Annotated in this window: 21 protein-coding genes; 12 read left to right on the top strand and 9 right to left on the bottom strand. The window is 61.4% G+C overall.

The annotated features are described in order from the left end of the window. Positions 1 to 5 precede the first annotated feature (5 nt). Positions 6 to 3,362: a DUF3971 domain-containing protein gene (locus tag ACTG36_RS13085; RefSeq protein WP_439142561.1), complete on the bottom strand. Its 3,357-nt coding sequence runs from the start codon at positions 3,360 to 3,362 to the stop codon at positions 6 to 8. Positions 3,363 to 3,429: 67 nt separating this feature from the next. Here ACTG36_RS13085 and bcp point away from each other — a divergent pair, with 67 nt between their 5' ends. Together bcp and ACTG36_RS13075 are read left to right on the top strand one after the other, a co-directional pair. Beyond that, a complete protein-coding gene (bcp, locus tag ACTG36_RS13080) occupies positions 3,430 to 3,891 on the top strand; it encodes a thioredoxin-dependent thiol peroxidase (RefSeq protein WP_375282114.1) in 462 nt (153 codons plus the stop codon). Positions 3,892 to 3,924: 33 nt separating this feature from the next. After that, positions 3,925 to 4,470, top strand: a complete 546-nt coding sequence (locus tag ACTG36_RS13075; protein ID WP_375282113.1) for a YdeI/OmpD-associated family protein — start codon at positions 3,925 to 3,927, stop codon at positions 4,468 to 4,470. 46 nt (positions 4,471 to 4,516) lie between these two features. On the opposite strand, the gene ACTG36_RS13070 is transcribed toward ACTG36_RS13075, so the two are convergent. Next, positions 4,517 to 5,440 carry an MBL fold metallo-hydrolase gene (locus tag ACTG36_RS13070; protein ID WP_375282112.1) on the bottom strand — a complete coding sequence of 308 codons (924 nt, stop codon included), beginning with the start codon at positions 5,438 to 5,440 and terminating at the stop codon, positions 4,517 to 4,519. A 144-nt stretch (positions 5,441 to 5,584) separates the two neighbouring features. Here ACTG36_RS13070 and ACTG36_RS13065 point away from each other — a divergent pair, with 144 nt between their 5' ends. From ACTG36_RS13065 to ACTG36_RS13055, 3 genes are all read left to right on the top strand, one after another. Next, a complete protein-coding gene (locus tag ACTG36_RS13065) occupies positions 5,585 to 6,400 on the top strand; it encodes a ferritin-like domain-containing protein (protein WP_375282111.1) in 816 nt (271 codons plus the stop codon). 185 nt (positions 6,401 to 6,585) lie between these two features. Further along, entirely contained in the window at positions 6,586 to 7,905 is a 1,320-nt protein-coding gene (locus tag ACTG36_RS13060; RefSeq protein ID WP_375282110.1) for a DUF5930 domain-containing protein, read from the top strand. Then, entirely contained in the window at positions 7,895 to 8,389 is a 495-nt protein-coding gene (locus ACTG36_RS13055; RefSeq protein ID WP_375282109.1) for a bactofilin family protein, read from the top strand. The genes ACTG36_RS13060 and ACTG36_RS13055 overlap by 11 nt, the downstream gene beginning before the upstream one ends. A 222-nt stretch (positions 8,390 to 8,611) precedes the next feature. On the opposite strand, the gene prfB is transcribed toward ACTG36_RS13055, so the two are convergent. Beyond that, the gene (gene prfB / locus ACTG36_RS13050) at positions 8,612 to 9,739 is read right to left on the bottom strand and encodes a peptide chain release factor 2 (RefSeq protein ID WP_375282094.1); all 1,128 of its coding nucleotides are present in this window, start codon (positions 9,737 to 9,739) and stop codon (positions 8,612 to 8,614) included. 67 nt (positions 9,740 to 9,806) lie between these two features. After that, the gene (locus tag ACTG36_RS13045; protein WP_375282095.1) at positions 9,807 to 12,329 is read right to left on the bottom strand and encodes a penicillin-binding protein 1A; all 2,523 of its coding nucleotides are present in this window, start codon (positions 12,327 to 12,329) and stop codon (positions 9,807 to 9,809) included. Positions 12,330 to 12,476: 147 nt separating this feature from the next. On the opposite strand from ACTG36_RS13045, the gene ACTG36_RS13040 reads away from it, so the two are divergent. After that, a complete protein-coding gene (locus ACTG36_RS13040; protein WP_375282093.1) occupies positions 12,477 to 13,106 on the top strand; it encodes a class I SAM-dependent DNA methyltransferase in 630 nt (209 codons plus the stop codon). 34 nt (positions 13,107 to 13,140) lie between these two features. Here ACTG36_RS13040 and ACTG36_RS13035 read toward each other — a convergent pair whose 3' ends face one another. After that, positions 13,141 to 14,361, bottom strand: a complete 1,221-nt coding sequence (locus tag ACTG36_RS13035) for an N-acetylmuramoyl-L-alanine amidase (RefSeq protein ID WP_375282092.1) — start codon at positions 14,359 to 14,361, stop codon at positions 13,141 to 13,143. Beyond that, positions 14,358 to 15,512 carry a pyridoxal phosphate-dependent aminotransferase gene (locus ACTG36_RS13030; RefSeq protein ID WP_375282091.1) on the bottom strand — a complete coding sequence of 385 codons (1,155 nt, stop codon included), beginning with the start codon at positions 15,510 to 15,512 and terminating at the stop codon, positions 14,358 to 14,360. The genes ACTG36_RS13035 and ACTG36_RS13030 overlap by 4 nt, the downstream gene beginning before the upstream one ends. 57 nt (positions 15,513 to 15,569) lie before the next feature. On the opposite strand from ACTG36_RS13030, the gene ACTG36_RS13025 reads away from it, so the two are divergent. The 3 genes from ACTG36_RS13025 to ACTG36_RS13015 are packed head-to-tail and all read left to right on the top strand — an operon-like array spanning position 15,570 to position 17,658. After that, the gene (locus ACTG36_RS13025) at positions 15,570 to 16,889 is read left to right on the top strand and encodes a M48 family metalloprotease (protein ID WP_375282090.1); all 1,320 of its coding nucleotides are present in this window, start codon (positions 15,570 to 15,572) and stop codon (positions 16,887 to 16,889) included. A gap of 22 nt (positions 16,890 to 16,911) precedes the next feature. Beyond that, the gene (locus tag ACTG36_RS13020) at positions 16,912 to 17,166 is read left to right on the top strand and encodes a hypothetical protein (RefSeq protein ID WP_375282089.1); all 255 of its coding nucleotides are present in this window, start codon (positions 16,912 to 16,914) and stop codon (positions 17,164 to 17,166) included. Continuing rightward, positions 17,167 to 17,658, top strand: coding sequence for a DsbA family protein (locus tag ACTG36_RS13015; RefSeq protein ID WP_375282088.1), 492 nt, complete (start codon positions 17,167 to 17,169; stop codon positions 17,656 to 17,658). Positions 17,659 to 18,145: 487 nt separating this feature from the next. On the opposite strand, the gene ispG is transcribed toward ACTG36_RS13015, so the two are convergent. From ispG to hemA, 3 genes are all read right to left on the bottom strand, one after another. After that, entirely contained in the window at positions 18,146 to 19,267 is a 1,122-nt protein-coding gene (gene ispG, locus ACTG36_RS13010) for a flavodoxin-dependent (E)-4-hydroxy-3-methylbut-2-enyl-diphosphate synthase (RefSeq protein WP_375282087.1), read from the bottom strand. 116 nt (positions 19,268 to 19,383) lie between these two features. After that, positions 19,384 to 20,610, bottom strand: coding sequence for a helix-turn-helix domain-containing protein (locus ACTG36_RS13005; protein ID WP_375282086.1), 1,227 nt, complete (start codon positions 20,608 to 20,610; stop codon positions 19,384 to 19,386). Between the two features lie 113 nt (positions 20,611 to 20,723). Continuing rightward, positions 20,724 to 21,947 (bottom strand): 5-aminolevulinate synthase, encoded by a 1,224-nt coding sequence (hemA, locus tag ACTG36_RS13000; protein WP_439142581.1) that lies wholly within the window; start codon positions 21,945 to 21,947, stop codon positions 20,724 to 20,726. 219 nt (positions 21,948 to 22,166) lie between these two features. On the opposite strand from hemA, the gene ACTG36_RS12995 reads away from it, so the two are divergent. From ACTG36_RS12995 to ACTG36_RS12985, 3 genes are all read left to right on the top strand, one after another. Continuing rightward, a complete protein-coding gene (locus ACTG36_RS12995) occupies positions 22,167 to 23,552 on the top strand; it encodes a dipeptidase (RefSeq protein WP_375282306.1) in 1,386 nt (461 codons plus the stop codon). 1 nt (position 23,553) lies between these two features. Beyond that, positions 23,554 to 24,870 (top strand): S41 family peptidase, encoded by a 1,317-nt coding sequence (locus ACTG36_RS12990; RefSeq protein WP_375282305.1) that lies wholly within the window; start codon positions 23,554 to 23,556, stop codon positions 24,868 to 24,870. 36 nt (positions 24,871 to 24,906) lie between these two features. Continuing rightward, positions 24,907 to 25,443: hypothetical protein (locus ACTG36_RS12985; RefSeq protein ID WP_439142553.1), on the top strand; the 537-nt coding region annotated here is incomplete at its 3' end.

The raw sequence follows: 25,443 nt of genomic DNA, 5'->3' as shown, positions 1-25,443 counted from the left end.
AGGTCCTATTGTCCAACTTGCGGAGGCGGACGCCGGAAAATCTCTCTGAACATGCCGGGCGTCAGCGCTGAGAGCGGATTGACAGAAACCTGCGGGCTGTCAACCGCCCCCGTTAGATTGAAATTGAACCCGATAAGGCCTTCGCCGCGTCGTGTCAGCACGGCACCCAACCCGTTCAGAAGATAGACAGGCGACACCACGCCCTGCAGATCAATGGTGCCCGCGCCTTGATTGATAAAGCCATCCAGCGACAGGCCAATGCTCGGCCCCACGGCAGAGGATTGCGTCAGAATAACCCGATCCGGCGTCAGACGGAATTGGGCATCCACATCGGAAAACATCAGCCCCTGACCGTCAAGCTGCGTCAAAAGCCCCACGATCGACACCGCATCGAGCAAGGACGCCAGCGCCGGTGCATCGCGGACCCGCAAATCGCGCCCTGCCACGACGCCATCATAGGCGCCTTCGGCGCCTGTGGGCACCAAGGTCATCTCCATCCGGCCCCCCAAAGCGCCGCGCCACAGGCCTGTTGCGCGCAACAGCGCCCCCGCAGCGCCGCGTTGGATCCGGACGGCGGAGCCGCCGTTGGCCGGAACCATGGTGCCCGACACAGGGGCTCCGCCGTTGACCAGCCCCTCAAACGTGCCCTGCAATCCGCCCGCAGATGTGAACTGTCCACGGAAATTATCGAGGTAAATGGCGTCGGTCACGCGCAGCCGGTCCAAGGCCACATCCAAGGGGCCGCCGTTACCGCCCCCGCCGCCACCCTGCCCGCCAAAACGTGCCGAGCGTAAATCAAGCGATCCGCCCGCCACCTGCACTTCGGCTGCGCGCCCCGGCCCGCGCCCGATCAAGACCACGGGCGCATCCAGCCAGCCGCCCAGTCGCACCCTGTCAAAAGCCGCGCGGGCCAGCCCGCCGCCCGGCGACAGCGTCACCCGCCCGTCCGTTTCCAGCCCCGGGGCCGAAATCGACAGCCGGTCAATGCTTGGGCTGTCCCCCAAATGTCCGGTCACCCGCAGGTTGCCTGACGCGCCCCGCGCTTTGGCATAGCCCACACTGGGCAGGTTCAACCCTATGCCGCGCAAATCGGAGGTCAGGGTGAAATCAGGGCGCGCAGGGTCTGCCAGATCAAGGGTCAGCCGTGCAGGCCCTTCGCCAGTGACCATCCCCCGCGGCAGGGTTATGTTAAAAGTGCGCAGGAAATCCGGCCCGATGGTCACCTCTGCTTCTAGCCTTGAGGTGCCTTGCGACCCCGCCCCCAAAGCGCGGCTAAAGGTGGCGCGACCGGCCACCTCACCCACCCGCGCAGGCCCACGCACGACCAAACTGTCCGCGTCCACACGCACCTCAGCCGTTGACGCGGTCAGCACCTGACCGGGCACCAACACCTCAGACCGCAGATTACGCAAGGATGCGGTGGCCTGCCATGTTCTTTCATCCGGCGCGACATCACGACCCAGCGGGGTTTCAATCAAGACGTCCACCTGTGCCTGGCCTTGGGCAAAGCTGACCGGCAGGTCGCTGTCGGCCAAGACGTTGAACGGCGGCAACCGCAATATCGCCATCATCGCGGTCAGCCGTCCCGACAGGGACAGATCAAAGACCGCAGGCGCGCGTTGTCCTGTTTTCGGGATCACCATTGTGCTGCCCGCCATATTGATCCGCCCGCCTTGGGGGGCGGCCACATGGCCTTCATCAACGGTCAAGGCGTAGCGCCCATCCACCAAGGACATCGTCCCACGGGCGTTTTCGATGGGCGGCATGGTGCGCATAAACCCGACGGTCGCATCGACGTATTCCATGGTCATGGCAAAAACAGTCGGCGCGTCAGCGGCCCCACGGTACGCCACAGCCACATCGCGCAGCACGCCCTGTTGGATATTGTCATCCAGCCAGCCCCGTGTGCCCGGCGCGGCCCCCTCGGGCCACAGGGACAGAACATCGCGGGTCTCGACCTCATCGGCCGCGACATCCAAGGCAACGGACCACCCGTCAGCCCCTGCGCGGACCTGACCCGACACGGACAGCGGCACCGGGGCTTCGGCGCCGCCGGTCTGGATCACGGCCTCCCCGATGTCCAAGGTGAAGGGCGTCAGGTTCAGCCGGAACCCCACGTTGGCGTGCGGCACCACGACGGATTGGGGAAAGAACTCACTCTCTTCAACTGCAACATCCGTCAGTTCGATCTGACCCAAGAGAGATGCAGGCCAGCCATTGCGGTAGTCGCGCAAATGGGTCTGGGCCGTGCCTGCGACACGCCCCAAGGCGCTGTCGATCTCAATCAGATCAAAGGTCAGCGCTTCGGCCAGCGGATCGTAGGTCAGGTAGGTTTGGGCAGATTTGAACGGGATGGGCCGTGTGGCGGAGTTGGGCTGCAATTCCCCCTCCCCGATCTGAAGAGTGGCCGACAGTGACGCCAGCGCCCCGTCTTCATCCAAGCGGCTGCGCATGGCCCCCGAAATGGGCGCATCCAGAACGCCCAGAAACGCCAGCACGGGCGCTTGGCTGGCAATGTCGGGGGCTGCCGCATCGGTGATGGTCACACCCAGTTCCGCCGTTCGGCTGCCCCGTAGGCTGTCGTAGGTCAGCTCCGCCGTGGTTACAAAGGACCGTCCCGACAAAAGGGCGATATCCGCCCGCAAAGCCAAGGCATCGCCGCGCAGATCAAGACCGATCCGCCCCCCGTCCACGACCCAAGACCGCCCCGCGCGTGCATCGCTGTAGTTGATGATCAGCCCCGTGGCGCGGACCTCCTCCAGCGCTTCCAACGCTGCGGCTTCAAACGTCTGATCGACGAGGTCCAGAAGCCCAAGAAACCCGTCGGCTGCGGCGATATTCTGCCCGCTTTGATCAAAGGCAAAGGCCACGGTGCCGTCTTTGGACCGCCGGACCGAAATCTGTGCGCCGCGCAGGTCGACCCGCTGCGCCAAAAGCCGCCCCTGCAAGATGCCACGCGGCGACACCAGCCCTTCGATGCGGGGCACCTCGGCGATCTTGGCCCCATCGGCATCGCGCAACACCGCGTTGCGCAGCACCAGACGCGGGTGCAGATCGGTGCCCACCGTGACTTTCAGTTCACCAAAGCCCAGCGACCCGCCGCCCAGAACCTCAGCTGCGCGGGCTTCGACGTCGCGCACGATCCAACTGGGGGCCGTGACCTCTCGCCCGATCAGCAGCACGGCCGCGATCATTGCCATCAACACCGGCGCCGCCAGAACCAGCAGCCCCGCGCGCAGCCAGAGCCAGATGCGCCGCCTCGGGCGCCCGGATGCCTGCCCTGACGCTGGCACAGACGCCGGCGCAGGCGATTGCTCCGGCGCCTGCTGTGGTGCCTCATTATCGGGACGGATGTCATTCATCCCCTTTATCTTCGCCGCTTGCGCCCTAGAACGCTAGGGGAAACCCGCAACGAAAGGCCCCTGCGATATGACTGATTTGACCCCCGGTACACCCGCCCCCGATGTGACGCTGCCGCGTGATGGGGGCGACACCGTTTCCCTTGCCGATCTGAGCGGGCCGATCGTCCTTTATTTCTACCCCAAAGACGACACCCCCGGCTGCACAAAGGAGGCCATCGGGTTTACCGAACAGGCAGAGGCCTTTGCCGCGTCCGGTGCGACAGTCATCGGTGTCAGCAAAGACCCCGTGGCCAAGCACGAAAAATTCATTGCCAAGCACAACCTTGGCATCATGCTGCTGTCCGACGCGGAGGGCGATGTTTGTGAACGCTACGGCGTCTGGGTTGAGAAAAACATGTACGGCAAAACCTACATGGGCATCGAACGCGCGACGTTCCTGATCAACGACGGCAAAATCGCGCAGGTCTGGCGCAAGGTCAAAGTCCCCGGCCACGTGGATGCGGTTCTTGAAGCGGTCCGCGCCCTGTGATGGCGTCAAACGGCGCACGCCGATCGGCCTGACATGGACGATATCGACATCGACACCCCGCAGTCCCTGTGGGACTGGCTTGACGCCAATCACGCCCGCCCGAAAGGAGTGCGGATCGTCACGTACAAAGCCCATGTGCCCGACAAATATGTCAGCCGCGACGATATCCTTGATGCGGTAATGGCCTATGGTTGGGTCGATGGGCGACGATTTACCGTCGACGCAGATCGCACCGCGCAGCTGATCGCGCCGCGCCAGCAACAGGCTTGGTCACAAAGCTACAAGGACAGGGTTGAAAGGCTGCAGGCGGACGGTCGGATGCGCCCCGCCGGAGAGGCGGCAGTGGCCGCAGGGCGCGCCCCAGGTCTGTGGGATCACTACGCGGATGTGGATGCGCTGATTGTGCCTGACGATCTGGCCGCAGATCTGGACCGCAGCACGTGGGACGCGATTGCGCCGTCCTATCGGCGCAATGTGCTGCGTTGGATACATGACGCCAAAACCGCGCCCACCCGCGCCAAACGCATCGCGGCCGCACAAGATGCGACCGCGCGCGGCATCAAACTGCCGCAGATGTAAGGCACAGCCCCCGCGCACCTGTGATCAGATGCGCAAGGTGCCGGTGTCACCCCATCAACTGCCCCGCTTCAGGCACCCAACGGTAGGCCGCATCGCCGGTGCCGACATCGACATATCCCACAGCCGGAAACGGCATGTGGTAGCCCACCGCAGGCAGCCTGTCCGCCACGATCATATCCAGCACAGAACGCCGCGCCATGGCAGCCGCCTCCTTGTCGGCATCAAACCGGACCTCCCAATCAGGGCGCGCCAGCGACCAGACAGGATGATTTGCCAGATCGGCAAAGATCACCAACCCCTCGCCTGCGCTGTCCAGACGGTAGACCATATGCCCCGGCGTGTGCCCAAAGGCGGCCATGCCGGTCACGCCGGTGACCACATCATCACCGTCGCCGACAAAGGTCATCTGTTCGCTCAGCGGGCGCACGTTTGCTTCGAACCCGTCGTTGCTTTGCCCCGCCCAGTGGTCATATTCCACCTGGCCTGCCACATAGCGCGCATTGGTGAAGGTAGGCGCACCGTCCGACATCAGACCGCCAATGTGATCGCCGTGCATATGGGTCAATACCACCACATCCACCTGATCCGCTGTATATCCGGCGCCTTGCAACGCCTGCGTGGTCGCTGCGGCATTCAGGCCGGTGTCAAACAGGATCAGCTCCGCCCCCGTGTTCACCAAAGTTGGCGTGAAAAAGAACTGCGATTGCTCCGTCGACAGAAAATTGTCGCGTGAGACCTGTTCGAATTCAGCCGGATCGACGCTCATGCCAAAAATACCTTGCGGGTTTTCGCGCGGGGTGGTGCCCCCCAGAATGGTCGTGACTTCGAAATCACCAATCGAGAAACGGCGGTGGCTGGGGGCGCTCGCACCCAACATGGGCGCGCCAGCCGGTGCCGAGGTGGCACCCAAGGTGACGAAAGGAGCGGCAAGGCCGGTGGCCAGAAGAGTACGACGAGACGTGCGGATCATATGAGACATCCTTTATTTGAGGCGCAGCGCGGGGCCGCTGTGCGAGGAAAGACTGGGTATTGACTTGAAGCACGCCCCACAGATTTCAAGGGACGGCGCTGTGATGGCTTTCCAAGCCACGGTCGGACCGATACATCGCCCCTTATGACACAGCTTCCCAAACCCCTCGCCCAGATGGCCGACGACGTTTTGCGCTGCGCTGATGGGCGCGCCAAAACAGCCCTGTCGCGGGACTATGCCGCCCTGTGGCGCGCCGCCCGCGACGCAGGTGAAGTCCCCGAGATCGGCACCGCCAGCCCGCCCCTGCAACCCGCCCGCCCCGCGACCCCAGCCTTGCTGGACCCGCGCGACGTCCCTCGCCGCAAGCCCGGAACCCCGGAAGGCCGCATCGCTATTTTACATGCGGTGGCACATATCGAACTCAACGCCGTGGATCTGCACTGGGACATCATCGCGCGGTTCACGGATACGCCAATGCCCATCGGGTTTTACGATGACTGGGTGAAATCGGCGAACGAAGAATCCAAACATTTCAACCTGATATGCGACTGTCTTGAAGCGCAGGGATCACACTATGGCGCGCTTGACGCCCACGCAGGCATGTGGCGCGCAGCCGAAGACACAGCGGATGATTTTATGGGACGCCTCGCCGTTGTGCCCATGGTGCTTGAGGCCCGTGGCCTTGATGTGACACCGGGCATGATCAAGATTTTCAAACAGGCCAAAGACCATCAGGCCATCGACGCCCTCGAAGTCATCTACGCCGAGGAGGTCCATCACGTGGCCTATGGGTCAAAATGGTTCCACTACCTGTGCGGTGCTGCGGGCCTTGATCCGACACCGGTCTTTCATGATCTGGTGCGCCGGTATTTCCACGGCCCGCTGAAGCCGCCGTTCAATGAGGAGAAACGTGCCGAGGCCGGTATCCCGCCAGATTTCTATTGGCCCCTCGCGACCTAGGCCGACTTCACGAAACAGTTAACCAAGTTGTCGGCGGTTCACCGCCCATTTTCACACATATCCTTTTGTTTTCCCGCAAATTTGGCCAAAAACCTTGCCAGCGATTCCCTCAGTCGTTAACAGGTTCAAGACGTCTGAAGCTGGGGGGCTTGCGTCAGGGATAGGGATGGGATCAGGACACTCACGTGAAAACACGGCTGATACACAAATTGCACGTGGCCCTTGAAAAGCGTTTCCCCGAGAAACGGCTTTTCCTGCGGTCCGACACCGAAACACGGTTCATTCGGCTTAAGCCGGAAACCCAATTGATGGCTTGGACCGGTGGCGTCGTCGTCGTCAGCTGGACAATCATTGCCACCGCGATCTTGTTGATGGACAGCATCGGCGCTGGCAATTTCCGCGCCCAAGCCCAACGGGATCAAGCCACCTACGAAGACCGCCTGAACGCCCTGTCCGACGAACGCGACAGCCGCGCGAATGAGGCCGTCGCCGCCCAACAACGGTTCTCCTCCGCCCTTGATCAGATTTCGCTGATGCAATCGGAATTGCTGCGCTCTGAAGACCGGCGCCGTGAACTCGAAACGGGGCTTGAGGTTGTGCAGGCCACCCTGCGCCGCACCATGACTGACCGTCGAGCCGCCGAAGAACAGGTCGCAGACCTTGAGGCCGCAATCGCAAGCGATGGCACCGCTCCTGCTGGCTTTGCCCAAAGTGACGACGCCTCCGGCACCGTTGATCTGCTAGCAAACGCGTTGGCCGAAACCGCCGCCGAGCGGGACAAAATCGCCTCTGACGCGGAATTCGCCCTCAGCCACGCGGCTGAGATGGAATTGGAACTGCGTCTGCTGCAAGAACGCAACGACCAGATCTTCCGCCAGTTGGAAGAGGCCTTTACCGTCTCCGTCGAACCGCTGGACAACATGTTCCGCGCTGCGGGAATGAACCCTGACGACGTGCTGGAACAGGTGCGTCGCGGGTATTCCGGCACCGGTGGCCCGCTCACGCCTTTGCAATTCTCGACCCGTGGCGGTCAGGAAGACCCCGACGCCGCCCGCGCCAACGGAATCTTGTCGTCCATGGACCGGCTGAACCTTTACCGCATCGCGGCCGATAGCATCCCGTTCGACATGCCGGTGCGCGACAACTACCGCTTTACATCCGGCTTCGGTATGCGTTGGGGACGGATGCACAATGCAGCTGACTTTGCGGCCCCCATCGGCACCCCGATTTATGCCCCCGCGGACGGGGTCGTGACTTTTGCGGGTTGGTCCTCGGGTTATGGCCGCTTGATTAAAATCCAGCACGCATTCGGTATCGAAACCCGCTATGCGCATCAAAACAGACTGCGCGTAGAAGTTGGACAAAGAGTCTCGCGCGGCGACCGGATTGGTGATACTGGTAACTCCGGACGGTCAACCGGCCCGCACCTGCACTACGAAATCCGAGTGGGCGGACGGCCCGTAAACCCCATGATTTATATAAGAGCTGGACAAGATGTTTTCTAAAAGCAAAATCAACGAACCCGGCACGCCCGCAACGCCGTCAACCGACGCCGCCAAACCTGCGAGCCCTGCCCCGTCTTCCGCCCCTGCGAGCGATTTCAAATCCGCAGCCCCAAAGGCAAAGCCACCTGCCTCGCAGTTGAGCACCGATCTGCACATCACCGGCAACCTGAAAACCACCGGCGACATCCAGATCGAAGGCACCGTAGATGGTGACATCCGCGCGCACCTGCTAACGGTCGGCGAAGGCGCCACCGTGAACGGCGAATGTGTGGCTGATGATGTTGTCGTCAACGGCCGCATCGTGGGCACCGTGCGCGGCCTCAAGGTTCGCCTGACATCAACCGCACGGGTCGAAGGTGACATCATCCACAAGACCATCGCCATCGAATCCGGCGCCCACTTCGAAGGCTCCGTTCAGCGTCAGGATGACCCTTTGAACGCAGGTGGCAAAGCCGCCCCACGGGCCGCTGCTCCGAAAGAATAAACGCCGCACCAGACCAATCGCAAAGGGGCCTCGCAGTTGCGACGGCCCCTTTTTGCTTCATGGGCCTCACACGAAACTGTCAGCCCCTGATCGCAGCCCCCGTTTCTCTGGTTCAAAAATACCTAAAGACCAAGACGACGCTCCGCGCCGCCCCCACCGCAAAGCCACCCCTAAAATTCGTAGAATTTTAGCCCCTGCCGTCCGCAGGACCTGATCTTCAGATCACTCTTCGGCGTTGGCATCCGCGCGGCTTTTGCCGCTGACGTCCATGGCCAAAGTCGCGGCCATGAACCCGTCCAGATCACCGTCCAGCACGCCCTTGGTGTCGGACGTCTCATGAGACGTCCGCAGGTCTTTCACCATCTGATAGGGCTGCAACACATAGGACCGGATCTGGTTGCCCCAGCCCGCATCGCCCGCGTTCTCATGCACCTCGTTGACCAAAGCGGACCGCTTGTCCAATTCCATCTGATACAACCGCGACTTCAACGCTTTCATGGCGATATCGCGGTTCTGGTGTTGGGATTTCTCGGATGACGTCACCACGATCCCCGTGGGGTGGTGGGTGATCCGCACTGCGGAATCCGTGGTGTTCACGTGCTGGCCACCTGCGCCCGACGACCGGTAGGTGTCGATTCGAATGTCTGACGGGTTCACTTCGATTTCGATGTTGTCGTCCACCACTGGATAGACCTTCACGGATGTGAACGATGTGTGCCGTTTGGCGGCACTGTCAAAGGGTGAAATACGTACCAGACGGTGCACACCGCTTTCGGATTTCAACCAGCCGTAGGCATTGTGACCACTGATCTTATAGGACGCGGATTTGATGCCCGCTTCTTCGCCCGCAGACTCGGACTGCAATTCGACCTTGTAGCCCTTCTTTTCGGCCCAGCGGACGTACATGCGCGCCAACATAGACGCCCAATCGCAGCTTTCCGTGCCACCGGCACCGGAATTGATCTCAAGGAACGTATCATTGGCATCGGCTTCGCCGTTCAACAACGCCTCAAGCTCTTTCTCGGCGGCGCGGGTTTTGAGGGCTTTCAGCGCCTCTTCGGCCTCAGTGACGACTTCGGCGTCGTCTTCCATCTCACCCAGTTCGATCAGCTCTTGGCTGTCGGTGAGCTCCTGTTTGATGCCGTCATAGCTCGCCAGTGCGTCGACCAGGTTCTGGCGGTCGCGCATCAGTTTTTGGGCAGCCTCTGGGTCATCCCACAAGGTCGGGTCTTCGACCCGTGCGTTGAATTCCTCAAGCCGGTAGGCGGCGGTTTCATAGTCCATCCGCTGGGCCAGCAACGTCAGGCTGTTTTCGATGTCTGTAACGATAGATTGAATTTCAGCGCGCATGTGGGACGTCTCTCATCAGGGGGTGTGCGGGGTCTAACCGATTGCCCCAAAAGGGGCAATCGACCCGTTAGTACAAACCGCCCGAAGACAGGGACCCGAAGGACGCATTCGAGTTGATCGTCGCCGTTTCTCCGGTGGATGTCGTCACGCTGACCGCCGCAGGAGGCCGCACTTCGTCGAAGAGCGGCAGGTCGGCGGCCATGGCAAAGCCACCGTCAAAGGTGATACCAAAGATCGGCTCCTCACCCTCACGGAAACATTCGCGCACCACATTGTCACCTGATGCACCGTCGGGCAGGCGCGCACCTGTGAACCGGTCAATATTGATGAACTGACAGTTCGATGGCACGCGGAAATCGCCGCCACCATACCGCTGGATCGCTGTCTGCATAAAGCTGTTGAACACAGGCCCACACAGCCCCCCTCCGGACGCAGACCGACCCAGTGACCGCGGCGTGTCAAACCCGATGTAACAGCCCGCCACGATGTTGGAACTAAAGCCCACAAACCACACATCTTTCGCGTCATTTGTCGTACCGGTCTTGCCAGCGATCGGCACGGGCAGATTGACCGCGCTGCGGGCCGTGCCGCGCTGGACCACGCCGCGCATCATCGATGTCAGCTGATAGGCGGTGACTTCGTTCATCACACGTTCGCGGTCCGACACGATGCTGGGGGCCTCACCGCTGGGCAGGTTGGCGTCAAAGCAATCGGTGCAGCTGCGCTGATCGTGGCGATAGATCGTGGCCCCGGTGCGGTCTTGCACACGGTCCACAAGCGTGGGTTCCACCCGTTCGCCACCATTGGCAAACATCGCATAGGCTGCGACCAGTTTATAAAGTGTGGTTTCCTCGGACCCCAGAGAGGCCGACAAAAACGCATTCATCCGTTCATACACGCCGAACCGTTCCGCGTATTCCGCGATGGTCCGCATTCCGACCTCTTGCGCCAAACGCACGGTCATCACGTTGCGCGATTGTTCGATGCCGGTGCGCAGGGGCGTGGGGCCATAGAACCGGTCGGATGCGTTTTGTGGGCGCCAGATTTCACCACCGGCTACGACCTCAATCGGGGCGTCAACGACGATGGTGGCAGGCGTATAGCCCGAATCTAGGGCCGCTGCGAAAACGAAAGGCTTGAAGGCCGAACCGGGCTGACGTTCCGAATAGGCACGGTTGAGTTCCGAGATGCGGATTTCATAGCCAAAGCCACCCTGCATCGCCAGAACACGGCCCGTGTTCACATCCATCGCCATAAACGCGCCCTGCACCTCGGGCACCTGCCGCAAAGTCCAACGGATGAAAGACCCATCACTGTCGGCGGTCATACGGCGCACATGCACCACGTCGCCGACCTCAAAGTTGTCAAAGAAGTTGCCGCGCATCCATTCGATATCGTTGCGGGGCACCACGGGGGCCGGATCGCCCTCTTCCCAACCTTCGATGCCAAGGATCAGTTGATTGTCCTGCACCTCACGCACGACGGCGGGGAACCACTTGTTTTCCAGATCAATTGTGCGGATCACGGGGGCAGATCCCAGTGCCGCACGCCACGCGGTTTCATCGCTCAGCGTGTCCGCAGGGATGGTCAGCCCCGTGCCGCGCCAGACACCGGCGCTGCGGTCATAGCTTTCAAGCTGGCGCTGCAACGCATCACGGGCCGCAGCCTGCATTTCATTGTCCACGGTCGCACGGATCGACAAACCGGCGCTGTCCATTTCCAGATCGGGGAACAGACCTTCAACCTCGGATCGGATGGCGGCGGTGAAGTAGTCCCGCTCTTCGCGTTCTTGCTGGAACGACGGATAATCGCCGCCCTGCACAGACAACAGCGGCTGTTCAATTTCGCGCTGGTACACCGCTTCTGAGATATATCCGTTCTCGAACATCTCTCGCAGCGTGTTGTCACGGCGGAACACGGCAATATCGCGGTTGCGCACGGGGTGCATGTCCGACGGGCGGCGGGTGACTGAGGCCAGATAGGCCGCCTCCCCCGGTGTCAGTTCACGCAACGTCTTGTTGAAATAGGTCCGTGCAGCTGCTGTCACGCCGTAGGAGTTCTGACCCAGAAAAATCTCATTCAGGTAAATCTCCATCACGCCGTCCTTGCCCACCACAGCCTCAAGCCGGGGTGCGAGGATGATTTCCTGCACCTTGCGTTCAATCGTGCGCGACCCGTCCAACAACAGTCCCTTGGCCACCTGCTGCGTGATCGTGGAACCACCCCGCACCGTCTGGCCCCGTGACAGTACAATGTCGCGCGCCGCCGACAGGATCGCGGGGATGGAATAACCGTCGTGGGTGTAGAATTCTTTGTCCTCGGCACTGACGAAAGCATGAACGACCAGATCGGGGATTTCCTCAATGGCCGTGAACAGGCGCTGTTCTTCGACGAATTCGTCGATTACGCGGCCTTCACCGGAATAAATCCGGCTGATGGTCTTGGGCTGGTAATTCGCCAAAGCCTCAGAATCAGGAAGGTTTTTCCCATACATGTAGAAAATCGCCCCCAGCGTCAGGGCGGCCATGCCAGCCCCGAGTGTCAGCATCGAAAAGATGCCGCCAAAGAACGAAAAAATGAAACGCAAGATCATTGCGGGTATCCCCAAATCAGTTGCCCCGCTTATATGGGCAACCGCCCCAAGGGTCAAAAGATGCCGTCGTGTTTTCGGCCAATCCCCGCCGGTCTCGATGCCGCCGTCTGTGCAGGGCTTGCGCCACCCGCCCACAGGCCGCACATGCACGATATGCAAACCCTGTCCTCCCCCGATGATATCTTGGCAACCTACGACCGTGTGGCCCGCGATTTCCAAGCACAGCGCAACCGCAGCCTGTTCGAAAAACCCATGCTGGACAGGCTTTTGGGCGTGGCACCGCGCAACCAATCGCCCCGCCGCCTTCTTGATCTGGGCTGTGGCACCGGCGCGCCTTTGGCCACCTATCTGGCTGAACGGGGCATGGACATCACCGGCGTGGATGGTGCCGCGACGATGGTTGATATTTTTGCCGAAACCCTGCCCTGTGCCACCGCCCTTCACGCAGATATGAGGACGCTGGACCTCGGCCAGACCTACGACGCGATCCTCGCTTGGGACAGCTTCTTTCACCTCAGTCCCGACGCGCAGCGCGCCATGTTTGCGGTTTTCCGTGCCCATGCCGCGCCCAAGGCCGCATTGATGTTCACATCAGGCCCCGCCGCTGGCGAAAGCTGGGGTCACGCCGCAGGCGCGCCGGTCTATCACGCCAGTCTGGACCCCGCCGAATACCGCGATCTGCTGGCCGCCCATGATTTCAAGGTGATCGACTATCGCCCCGAAGATCCCGAATGTGACCGCCACACCATCTGGCTCGCGCGTTTCACGGGCTAGGGCCGGTGGACATCGTAGGCGTCCAAAGGCCCTGTTACTGGCGCACCAAAGGCGCCAAGGCGGCCTCCTCGATCGCCCATCGTCCCACGGCCAATGTGACAGCTGCCACGATGGGCACCCGTCCCTCAGGCGATGTCAGCCGTGCGCGGTCCACCTCGTTTGACAAAAACCCGACCTCTAACAGGACCGACGGGAAATCTGCCGCGTTCAACACAGCCAAGGGGGCCGACCGCCGCGGCCGTGTATTCAGGGGTGCGCCGGCGTCCTGCATTGCTTGCACCAGCTGGTCGGCAAAGCGGTCGCCAGCGGCGGCACTTTCGATCCGCGCCAAATCCTGCAAAATCATCGCGACCTCATCGCCCTGCCCGCTCAGATCAATCCCGGCCAGCAAATCACCTGCGTTGTGCCGCTCCGCCATGCGCTGGGAGGCTTGCGATGCCGCCTCGTCGGTAAGGGTATAGACCGAGGCGCCGGTGGCCTGTTCGCCCTCCAAGGCATCTGCATGAAGGGATATGAACAAATCCGCCCCCGCACCGCGCGCCAAAGTCAGGCGCTCTTGCAAGGGCACAAAACTGTCGTTCGTGCGCGTGACCGCCGGTTGCACCCCCTCAAGCCGCCCCAAAGCCGCCGCAAGCTCTAACGCCAACGCCAACATGACCTCGGCCTCTTGCGTGCCGCCATGCTCCGCACCGGGATCAATACCGCCATGGCCCGGATCAATCACAACCACCACCGGTCCGTCATCGACCGCGGCCACGGCAGGTGTGTCCGCCACAGAAAACACCCAGTCGGGATCATCCGGCGCACCGGCGAGGGTTGCGAAATCCGCCTCATCCGTGGGCCGCAGAACCAGCGTGATCTGCGCTGTGCCGTCCACCTCATCCACGACCATCCCCGCCTCATCGACCATCACCGGGGCCGCCAGATCAAGGATCATCCGGCTCCACCCCGGGCGCAAACCGCCAAACCGCGCGCCGTCAATCCGGTCGCTGGCCGCAAAACCCGCAGCCTGCGCGCCGCGAAAATCAACCTCCCGGAAATCCAAAACCACCCGGCGCGGGTCATCCAACGTGAAGACGCGGTACGGCACGGGCTGGGACAAAAACAAATCCACCTGCGTGCGCCTGAACCGATCCTGCGCGCCCGATTGTTCCACATCGAGCCGTGCGAGCGCCGAAAATTCCTGTGCTGCCCCAGGCGTCACCGCCAGCCAAAGCAGCGCCAGTCCTATCTTCATCTGGCTAAAAAAACTCAAGTCTTCACCTGCGTCTGGGCCATGTAACCTGCCAGCCGGGCCAGCCCCTCACGGATATCTTCGGTCGATCGCGCATAGGACAGCCGCACCCAGTGTCCGCCCTCCACCGGATCAAAATCCAACCCCGGCGTGACGGCCACACCGGCCTTCTCCAGCACATCCGCACAAAACGCGAGGCTGTCGTCGGTATAGTCCCCCACATCCACATAAACGTAAAACGCCCCATCGGGCGGCGCGAATTTGCCAAGCCCCATGGCGGGCAACGCCGCGATCATAAGATCGCGGTTGGTGCGGTAGACATCCACATGGGCATCCAGCACCGCCCCCTCCTCCATCGCGTAAAGCGCCAGTTTCTGGGAGGCATGAGACGGACAGATAAACATGTTCTGCGCCAGCCGTTCGATCCGCCGCACATGGTCCTGCGGGACCACCATCCAGCCCACACGCCACCCGGTCATGGAGAAATATTTGGAAAACGAATTGATGACATAGACCTCATCGGTGACCTCAAGCGCACTCACCGCGCGGCCCTCATAGCCCAGCCCGTGATAAATCTCATCGCTGATGAACGCGGCATCTGCGTTCTCACATGCGGCGGCCAACGCGGCCATGGCATCGCGGTCTAGCATGGTGCCCGTGGGATTGGCCGGTGATGCCACGATCAGCCCGTCCAGTCCGTGGGCCGCCACATCCGCCGCCACCGGCTGCATCCGCGCGGCCATGGTGGTGGGCATGTCAACGGGGCGTAAATCCAGCGCCTTTAGGATCTGCCGATAGGACGGATAGCACGGCGCGCCCAGCCCGACCCGCGCGCCTGTGTCAAACAATGCGGAGAACGCCAGCAAGAACGCCCCCGACGCCCCTGCTGTGATCACCACGCGGTCTGGGTCCAATTCAACGCCGTACCACTGCGCATAATGCTGTGCGATGCGCGCGCGCAAGGCAGGCAGGCCCAGACCCACGGTATAGCCCAAAGGGTCACCGGTCATGTCGGCGGACAATCGCTCAAGTGCTGCTTGGGGCGCACCGGTGCCCGGCTGGCCCACTTCCATATGGATAATATGACGCCCCGCGGCCTCCGCCGCACGGGCGGCCTCCATCACGTCCATCACAATGAACGGATCAACCTCACCACGTCTTGAGTTCCGCATCCGCCCCGCCCTATCCTGCTGCAACCCCTGTTTGCCCTGACCCGCCGGAGCCCGTCAATGCGCCTTTCCATCCTCCCCCTTCTGGTCTGCGGCTGGGTCGCCCTTCTGGGTCTATTTCAGCCGGCCCAAGCGGTCAGCCTGATCCGAGACGCCGATATCGAACACAGCCTTGATCAACTGGCCGCCCCCATTTTGCGCGCCGCAGGGTTGAACCCCAACCGTGTGCGTATTCTGGTTGTCAACGAAAGCAGCCTGAACGCTTTTGTGCTGGGCAATGATGCGATCTTCATTCATTCGGGCCTGCTGCAACGGCTAGGGTCAGCGGGCGAAGTGCGGGCCGTCATTGCCCATGAGGCGGCCCATATTGCCAACGGTCACATTTCGCGCAGGCTGAGCAATCTGCGCGGCAGCCGCAACGGTGCGGCCTTTGGTCTGGCCTTGGCATTGGCCGTGGCGCTGGCATCTGATAATGCGCAGGCCGCAGGCGGCGTTGCTGCCGGTGCTGCCGGGGCCGCCCAACGTCAGTTCTTCGCTCATACCCGCGCCGAAGAAGCCGCCGCCGATCAATCCAGCATCCGGTTCATGTTAGCCGCCAGCGTTGACCCAGAGGCCGCCACCCGCGTGTTGGAGATTTTTCGCGGGCAAGAGGCCCTGTCCCAGTCCCGTCAGGACCCCTATGCGCGCACCCATCCCCTCACGTCTGATCGCATCCGCACCCTGCGCGGCCTTGTGGCGGCCAACCCCGGCACGCCGACCGATCAATCCTCCGCCGATTTCTGGTTCGCCCGCGCCCAGGGCAAGCTAAGCGCATGGACACAAAGCCCAAGCTGGACCCTGCGCCGCGTGCGCAATGACACCACCGCCATCGGCACCATGCGCCGCGCCGTGGCCTACCACCGCCAAGCCGACGCCAACAACGCAATCCGCAACATGCAAGCGCTGCTGCAGCAATATCCCAACGACGCCTATTGGCATGAATTGTTCGGTCAAATCCTTCTCGAAAGCCGCCAGCCTGGCCCGGCGGTCCAAAGCTACCGCAATGCGGTGAACCTCAATGGCAACGAACCCCTGATCTTGGGCGGCTACGGGCGCGCACTTTTGGCGCTGAACACCGCCGACAGCAATGCCCAAGCTGTGCGCACACTGGAACGCGCCCGTGCGCTGGACGGGCAGTCGTCAGCCGTCTTGCGCGACCTCGGGCAGGCCTATGCGCGCACCGGCCAGCCCGGATTGGCGTCCTTGGCGACCGCAGAACGCTATGCCCTGCAAGGCCGGATCAATGACGCGATTGTGCACGCCACCCGCGCGGCAGATCGCCTACCGCGGGGCTCTGCTCCTTGGCAGCGGGCCCAAGACGTGCTTTCTGCTGCCCAATGATCGCCCAGACCGGAGACGACACATGCGCCTGATACCGACCCTCACCGCCTTGGCCCTGACGGCCACCTCCGCACTGGCTCTCGATCTGGATGCCGTGACAGAAGCAGAACGTGACACATTCCGCGCCGAAGTCCGCGCCTACCTGCTGGACAACCCTGAGGTCCTGATGGAAGCCATCGGCGTGCTGGAAGCCTGGCAAGAACAGGCCGAAACGATGCGCGACGAACAATTGGCGCAACTGAACGCCAGCACGTTGCTGGACGACGGCGTGTCCTAGGTGGGCGGTAACCCGGACGGCGACGTGACAATCGTTGAATTTATTGACTACCGCTGCAGCTTTTGCCGCCGCGCCCATCCTGAGGTGGCCGAATTGGTGACAAGCGATGGCAACATCCGCATCATCACCAAGGAATTTCCGATCTTGGGCGAACAATCCGTCCTCGCCTCGCGGTTCGCTTTGGCGACAAAACGCATCGAGGGAGATGCGGCCTATAAGGACAGCTCGGACGCGCTCGTGGCCTCGCGCTTCGATGTGTCCAACGCCAGCCTTACGGCGCTGGCTGAGGCCTACGATCTTGATGTGGAAGATATTTTCGAGGAGATGGACAGCCCCGAAGTGTGTAATATCCTCGCCGCGAACCGCGCCTTGGGCGAACGGATGCAGATCACCGGCACCCCGACCTTCGTCTTCGGTGACCAGATGGTGCGTGGCTATGTGAACTTGGCCCAGATGCGCCAGATCATCGAGGCTGAACGCGCCGACGGGTAATAGTCCATCGGTCGCTTTCCCAAACAGGCTTTGCGCCGTGCTTCGCACGTCGCCCCGCGCGCCTGCGGCGCGCAGTGGGGCTGTCCTGCAAGGCAGTCAAAACAGATTTGGCTGCTTAGTGTTAACGTGGCTCAATAGGTATTTTTGAACCAGAGAAACACAGCCGCGCGACAACCGGCCTGTTCAGCCCCCGCCCCAGAGGGTCGCTTGGCGCCAGTAGAGCGAGGGCCGTCTCAGGTTACGGCCATCGGCTCCTCAGCCTGTACCGCGACATCAGCGTAGCGCGCTATGGTTAACGTTTTGTCACCGCGCGTGCTTTTCTCTGGTTCAAAAATACCTCTTTGCAACGTTTGGTTCCCGCGCACCCTAGAACGCAGAAAACAACACACCAAACACAGCTTCGCGCCGAAGGCGCGCGGGTCGGATTTGCGAAGCAAATTCGAAATCAACACAGCAAGGGATCGGATTGGCGAAGCCAATCCGACTGCTATTCAGCGGCCTCAGCGGCGGCATCCAGTTCGGCGGCCTTCGTCTCAACCTGCTCGACGATGTGATCGACCATCTGATCGTTGCTGAACTTGTGGCTTTGCTTTCCGGCCAGATAAACCATACCCGCGCCGTTGCCGCCCCCAGTGAAGCCCACATCCGTCATCAGCGCCTCACCCGGTCCGTTCACCACGCAGCCGATGATCGACAGGCTCATCGGAGTTTTGATGTGTTCCAGCCGCTTTTCCAGCTTTTCGACCGTCTTGATCACGTCAAACCCCTGCCGCGCGCAGCTGGGGCATGAGATGATGTTCACACCGCGGTGGCGCAAGCCCAGTGACTTCAGGATTTCATATCCCACCTTTACCTCTTCCACCGGATCAGCGCTGAGGCTGACGCGGATCGTGTCGCCGATCCCCATCCACAGCAAATTACCAAGCCCGATGGCCGATTTAATCGTGCCGGATGTCAAACCACCGGCCTCTGTGATGCCAAGGTGAATGGGCGCGTCGGTTTGTTCAGCCAGCTGTTGGTAGGCCGCGGCGGCCATGAACACGTCAGAGGCTTTGCAGCTGATCTTGAATTCGTGAAAGTCGTTGTCTTGCAGGATCTTGATATGATCGAGGCCGCTTTCGACCATCGCATCGGGCGTGGGTTCCCCGTATTTATCAAGAAGATGCTTTTCCAATGACCCCGCATTCACCCCGATCCGGATGGAGCAGTTGTTGTCGCGGGCCGCTTTGATCACTTCCTTCACGCGGTCTTCGGAGCCGATGTTGCCGGGGTTGATCCGCAGACAGGCGGCCCCGGCTTCGGCAGCTTCGATTCCGCGTTTGTAGTGAAAATGGATATCGGCGACGATAGGCACGGGGCTTTCGCGGCAAATCTCCTTCAGCGCGCGGGAGCTGTCTTCATCAGGCACCGAAATCCGCACAATGTCCGCGCCTGCGTCGGCAGCGGCCTGCACCTGCGCGATGGTCGCTTTCACATCCGGCGTCAGCGTGTTGGTCATCGTCTGCACAGTGATCGGTGCGCCGCCCCCGACGGGAACATTCCCGACCATGATCTGGCGGCTTTCACGCCGGTAGATGTTGCGCCATGGACGAATGTGATTGATGGACATGAGGCACCTGTCAGGTTTTCGTTACACCAGAACCTAATCTGCCTGCGCCGCACGGGCAACGGCCTGCGACAGTTTGTTTGGTGGAATGTCGTGCAAATGATGCCCGGGGTGGCCCGTTACGGGCACTGGAACCCTTCGTCGATGCCAGCGACCTGAACCGCACCGCTTTGTGCAAGTCCGCAGAAATCCCCGTCGGCGGCCACATTGGCCACGGCATAGGTCTCTGTCAGGCTGTCGACGGACAGGGCCACGTTGGATGTCACCTGCCCGCGCGGGCCCACAGGGCCATAGTGCGCACCGTTGACAGCGAAATACACCGCACCGGATTCACCGATCCGCAGGGTGGCGGGATCTTCGGTTTGGGGGACATCAAAGGTATCGCCTGCGGTCATGACCGCTTCGTAAATCACAGACCCATCCGCCGACCGGACACGCACCCAGGCATCACGCACCGCAACCAATTGCACGCCGGGACGTGCGGGTTCCGTGACCTGGACCGGTGACGCATCAAGCGCACCATCAAGACCGTCAACGTCCACCTGCGCCAAAAGTCCGGGGCGTTCTTGTTGCGTCGGCGCAAGCACCCCACCCTGACGCGGGTCCAGGGTGGCAATCGGGCCATCGCGGGGCACCAGTACCGGCGCATCAAGGGCTTGTGGCCGGTACAAGCGGTCCAGCGCTTCGGTCGACGGGGCCTGAAATCCCGCCGTCACATCGACACCCGCATCCACTGCCCCCAGACCACCACCGGCGAGCGGATCAATGTCGGCCACCACTGTGGGTGTGTTTTCCACTGGGGCCAGTTGAACCTTTTGCACCTCTTGCAGGACGGTCCAGCCGCCGTAGCCCAAGCCACCGACCAGTGCCAAAAGCACCATCAGGGAGCCCACAGCGCGGGGTTCAACACTGGCAAACATCGCGTCGTTGGCGGGCACGAAAGGCGTGGCCGGTGTCGCGAAGATGTCTTTTTCGAACGCCGCAGGCGCTGCTTTGACCGGTTTCGCACCGGAGGCCTGTTCGGACATGCCGTGGGCCGTGGCAAAGCCACTTTCAGTGCAGAACGTTTCAAAGGCCCAATCAGGGTCCATGTTCAGATAACGCGCATAAGACCGCACGTAACCGGCGATAAAGCCGGGGGTGTCAAAGGCTGTCGGATCGGAATTCTCGATGGCGGCGATATAGGCGGCTTTGATCTTCAGCTCACGTTGCACATCCAACAGGCTTTTGCCCATGGTGGCCCGTTCCCCCCGCATGAGGTCACCCAAACGCAATTCAAAGGCGTCAAAACCCGATGGTTCGACGGCCTCTTCTTGCTTTGCGCGTCTGAATCCCCTGCGGATCATACGTACCCTTCGTGTCGCCCAGTGCCCCAATTGAATCGACTCGATTCGTTGATTCTGTCGATTACTTAAAGCCGTGTTAGCACATCACAAAGTGTTTTGCACATGCAGAGAAATCAGCCCGCCAGTTCGGCGCGATTAAGCGCACAGTGGGACCAAAGCGCATCCAAAGCAGACACCAATGCATCCATTTCACGCGGACCGTGAACAGGCGACGGTGTGAACCGCAGACGTTCGGTGCCACGCGGCACAGTTGGGAAATTGATCGGTTGCACGTATATCCCATGATCCAGCAGCAACATGTCGCTGAGCTTTTGGGTGTGCACAGGGTCGCCCACGATCAGCGGCACAATGTGGCTTCCGTGGTCAATAATCGGCAGGCCTAGGCCGCGCAGACGGGTCTTCAAAATCCGCGCCTGCGTTTGCTGCTGGTCGCGCAGGTCTTGGTCGCCCTTCAAATGCGCCACAGAGGCGGCAGCACCGGCGGCCACGGCAGGCGGCAAGGATGTCGTGAAAATAAAGCCCGGCGCATAGGACCGCACCGCATCGCACATCTTGGCGGAGGCTGCGATGTAGCCGCCCATGACGCCAAACGCCTTGGCCAGCGTGCCGTTGATGATGTCGATGCGTTGGGACAGCCCGTCGCGTTCCGCGATGCCGCCGCCGCGTGCGCCGTACATGCCCACGGCGTGCACTTCGTCCAGATAGGTCAGCGCGCCGAATTCTTCGGCCAGATCGCACATCTCGGCCAGGGGGCCGAAATCGCCATCCATGGAATAGACAGATTCGAAGGCGATCAGTTTGGGCGTGGCTGGATCATCAGCCTCCAACTTGGCGCGTAGATCGGCCATGTCGTTGTGCTTGAAGATGCGTTTTTCACCACCGTTGCGGCGGATGCCTTCGATCATGGAGGCATGGTTGAGACTGTCGGAATAGATAATCAGACCGGGAAACAGGCGTGGCAGCGTGGACAGGGTCGCATCATTGGCGATGTAGGCGGAGGTGAACAACAACGCCTCTTCCTTGCCATGCAGATCGGCCAATTCGGCCTCAAGCCGTTTGTGATAAACCGTGGTGCCAGAGATGTTGCGCGTCCCGCCCGACCCTGCACCGGTGGCGTCCAGCGCCTCATGCATGGCCGCAAGAACGACCGGATGCTGGCCCATGCCAAGATAGTCGTTGCCACACCACACGGTGATGTTCTGCTCTTGCCCATCGGGGCGCGTCCACACGGCATGGGGGTATTGCCCCTTGCGGCGTTCGATATCAATGAACGTGCGGTAGCGGCCTTCTTCGTGCAGGCGTTGGAGGGCGGTGTCGAGTTTGGCGTTGTAGTCCAAGCGTTTTTCCCCAATTGGTGCAGCCGTGGCGCGCCACGGCAGGAGGTATGTGAGCGTCATATAGGGCCGGATTTCATCAGGCAACACTTGGAACGTCTCTAATATGTGCCTGCTGCCCCGTGTCGCACATGAACCGGACTGAGATCAGACAACTGGTTGACGCGGCACGCGACTGTGCGAATGTCAGGCCAACCGATCCCAACCCGCTGGAGAGACCCCATGTCCGCTGCCCCCGCCCTCGACGCAGTTCTGACCCAGATCGACACCGATATCGACGCCGCGATGGAACGCCTGATGGGGCTGTTGCGTCTGCAGTCCGTCTCCACCGATCCGGCCTACAAGGCAGAGGTCGACAAAGCCGCCGACTGGCTGGTCGAGGACCTGAAAACACTAGGCGTTGAGGCCACAAAACGCCCCACGCCCATGCACCCGATGGTCGTCGGACACGTTGGTGACAGCGGCCCGCACCTTTTGTTTTACGGCCATTATGACGTCCAACCCGTCGATCCGATTGATTTGTGGGACCACGACCCGTTTGAACCCTTTATCGAAACCCGCGACGGCAAGAAAATCATCCGCGGGCGCGGCACCTCGGACGACAAGGGCCAGTTGATGACTTTTATGGAGGCCTGCCGCGCGTGGAAAACCGTGCACGGCACCCTGCCCTGCCGCATCACATTTTTGTTTGAGGGCGAGGAAGAAACAGGCTCCCCCTCCCTCGTGCCGTTTATGCAAGAGAACGCCGATGAATTGAAAGCCGACCTTGCCCTGATCTGCGACACCGGCATGGTCGCCCCCGGTGTGCCGTCGATCGCAAGCCAGCTGCGCGGGATGCTGAAAGACGAATTCACCCTGCACGGCCCCGCGATGGACCTACATTCGGGCCATTATGGCGGACCAGCGGTGAACCCCTTGAAAGAAATCAGCCGCATCATCGCGTCTTTTCATGATGCCGAAGGCCGCGTCACCATTGATGGCTTTTATGACGACGTGATCGAAATTGGCGACAATCTGAAAGCCCAGTGGGAAACCTGCGGCTTTGATGAAGAGGACTATATGGCCAACGCGGGCCTGACCACATCTGCAGGCGAAATGGGCTATTCCATCCTCGAACAGCAATGGTCGCGCCCCACGCTTGAGGTCAACGGCCTTTGGGGCGGCTACCAAGGCGCAGGTTCCAAAACCGTCATCCCGGCGGAGGCCCATTGCAAAATCACCTGCCGTCTGGTGGGCGACATGGACCCTGACGACATCCGCGACAAGCTGCGCGCCCATGTGGAAGACCAGTTGCGCCCGGACACCCGTGTGACTTGGGACAACGACCTTGAAGGCGCGCCCGCGTCGGTCATGAACACGGACCGGCCCGAATTCGAACAGGCGCGTCAGGCTTTGTCGGATGAATGGGACCGCGAGGCCGTCTTTGTGGGCATGGGCGGGTCGATCCCTATCGCGGGGCATTTCAAAACCGTGCTGGACATGGACGCCATGTTGATCGGCTTTGCCTCGGAAGATGACCGCATCCACTCCCCCAACGAAAAATACGATGTGGAGGCGTTCCACAAAGGCATTCGGTCTTGGGCGCGGGTTTTGGCGGCTTTGACCTAGGGTGCGGTTGCTGCGTCAAATCTGGATCACCCTCGCGGTGTTGGTGGGTGCCTTCGCGGTGTCTTGGGTCGTCTACAAACCGGACGCCACCCAACGCGGCACATGGCAATCGGACACGGGCGCCTACCTTTTGCACCTGACGGCCTTTACCGCCACTCTCTATTCAGAAACGCGGCAGACCTGTTTGCAGCAAATCCGCTTTCCCGCGCACCTGAAACTGGTGGAATGGGCCGAAGGGGCGACGATCTCAGCTGAGGGTGACAGACTGGAACTGTCCGTCGATGGCGCGTTTGAACCGTTGTCTTTCACGCGCATCAATGACCTACCTGCCGCCTGCGGCCCCGCTGACCCCGAGACCGCAACCCCGCGTGCGGTGTTTGACACCATGTGGGATGCCATGGACGCCCATTATGCGTTCTTTGACCTTTACGGTGTTGATTGGGACGCGCGCCGCGATCTGGCCCCTGCCCCTGACGCCACGATGACCGACGCAGACCTTCTTGATCTGTTGATGACCGCCTTGGACGGTCTTGATGATGGCCACATTCGCATCGGCACACCTTTTGACGTGCGGTCCCCGCGTGTCTGGCCGGACTGGGCGCGCGCATCGCCCGTGTTTGATCGCGGCGCGCTGACCCAGATCGCCCGCCGCACCGTGGGCGCTGATCTGACCTTGGTCGAACAAACAGCCATTGAATTCACCCTTTTGGCCAATGGCGTGGGCTACGTGCTGATCCCCGTGATGGACATCAACACCCCCTTTGGCGCGCAAAGCGGCCCTGCCATGGCGCTGGCTTTTGAAGAGGTCGCCACAGCCATGGCCGACGCCCGCGCGCTGATCCTTGATATCCGCTACAACCCCGGCGGGTCCGACACGATTGCCTTCGGTGTCGCGAGCCATTTTACCGACACGGCCCTGCCGGTCTTTACCAAAACCTCCCGTTTGGGGGATGGTCAGTCAGCCCCCTTCACCGCCGCGCTTGCCCCCTTTGACGACACACCACTGGGGATGGAAGTCGTGATCCTGACGTCAGAACTGACCGGATCGGCGGCGGAAATCTTCACACTCGCCATGCGGGAATTGCCGCAGGTCACGGTGATGGGCACGCCCACGTCGGGGGCAATGTCCGATATCCTCGACATCAAACTGCCCAACGGATGGGATTTGGGGCTGTCAAACCAGACCTACCGCGCCATGGATGGATCAATCTTTGAAGGTGTGGGCATCCCGCCCGATGTGATGTTGCCGGTCGACGTGGACGCCCTGTTGGCCGGTGAGGACGCGACCCTGCGCGCGGCCTTCGACCGGCTGCGTTAACCGACGCCAAGAATCGGCCCCAAACCGTTTAAAGTTTTGTCCAACCGCCCCTGTACAACCGAAGGACGAACCGGAGGACACAGCATAGACACATCATTCGCAGACCGTCTTGCCCGCATTCAAGCCACGCAAGAGGCCCTCGCCGTTCCGGGCGGAGAGGCCGCCCAACTGATCGGACAAAGCCCGCGCAACCAGACGCCCTCAATACAAGAGCATTATCCCACCCACGCGCCCAAAACCTATGACCAACGGTCCAAGATGGCGATCATCAACAACCTGATCCTTGGCCTGATCTGGATGGTCCCCACCGGCTTTGCCGCCGTGAACTTCTTTGCGGTGGTGGACTTTCTGGCAGGTAAAGACGCCTCAGCCGAGGCGGTTTTGAACACGCAAGTGGGCCTCGGGATGGCGATTTTGGTGTCCGGTGGCCTGTTTTACTGGGTCGGACGGGAAGCCTTGCGCGATCTGGGCAAAGTCCACGGCATGCCGCTGTCGCTGGCCATTGGCGGCGCATTGGGTGCTGTGATCGGCGCGGGTCCGGTGACCCTGGCGCGTGCCTTTATGGGCAACGGC

It is taken from the genome of Pseudooctadecabacter sp. (assembly GCF_965657175.1).
GTDB lineage: Bacteria > Pseudomonadota > Alphaproteobacteria > Rhodobacterales > Rhodobacteraceae > Octadecabacter.
The sequence above is the reverse complement of the archived record's forward strand: the minus strand, read 5'-3'. Positions and strand labels throughout refer to the sequence as shown.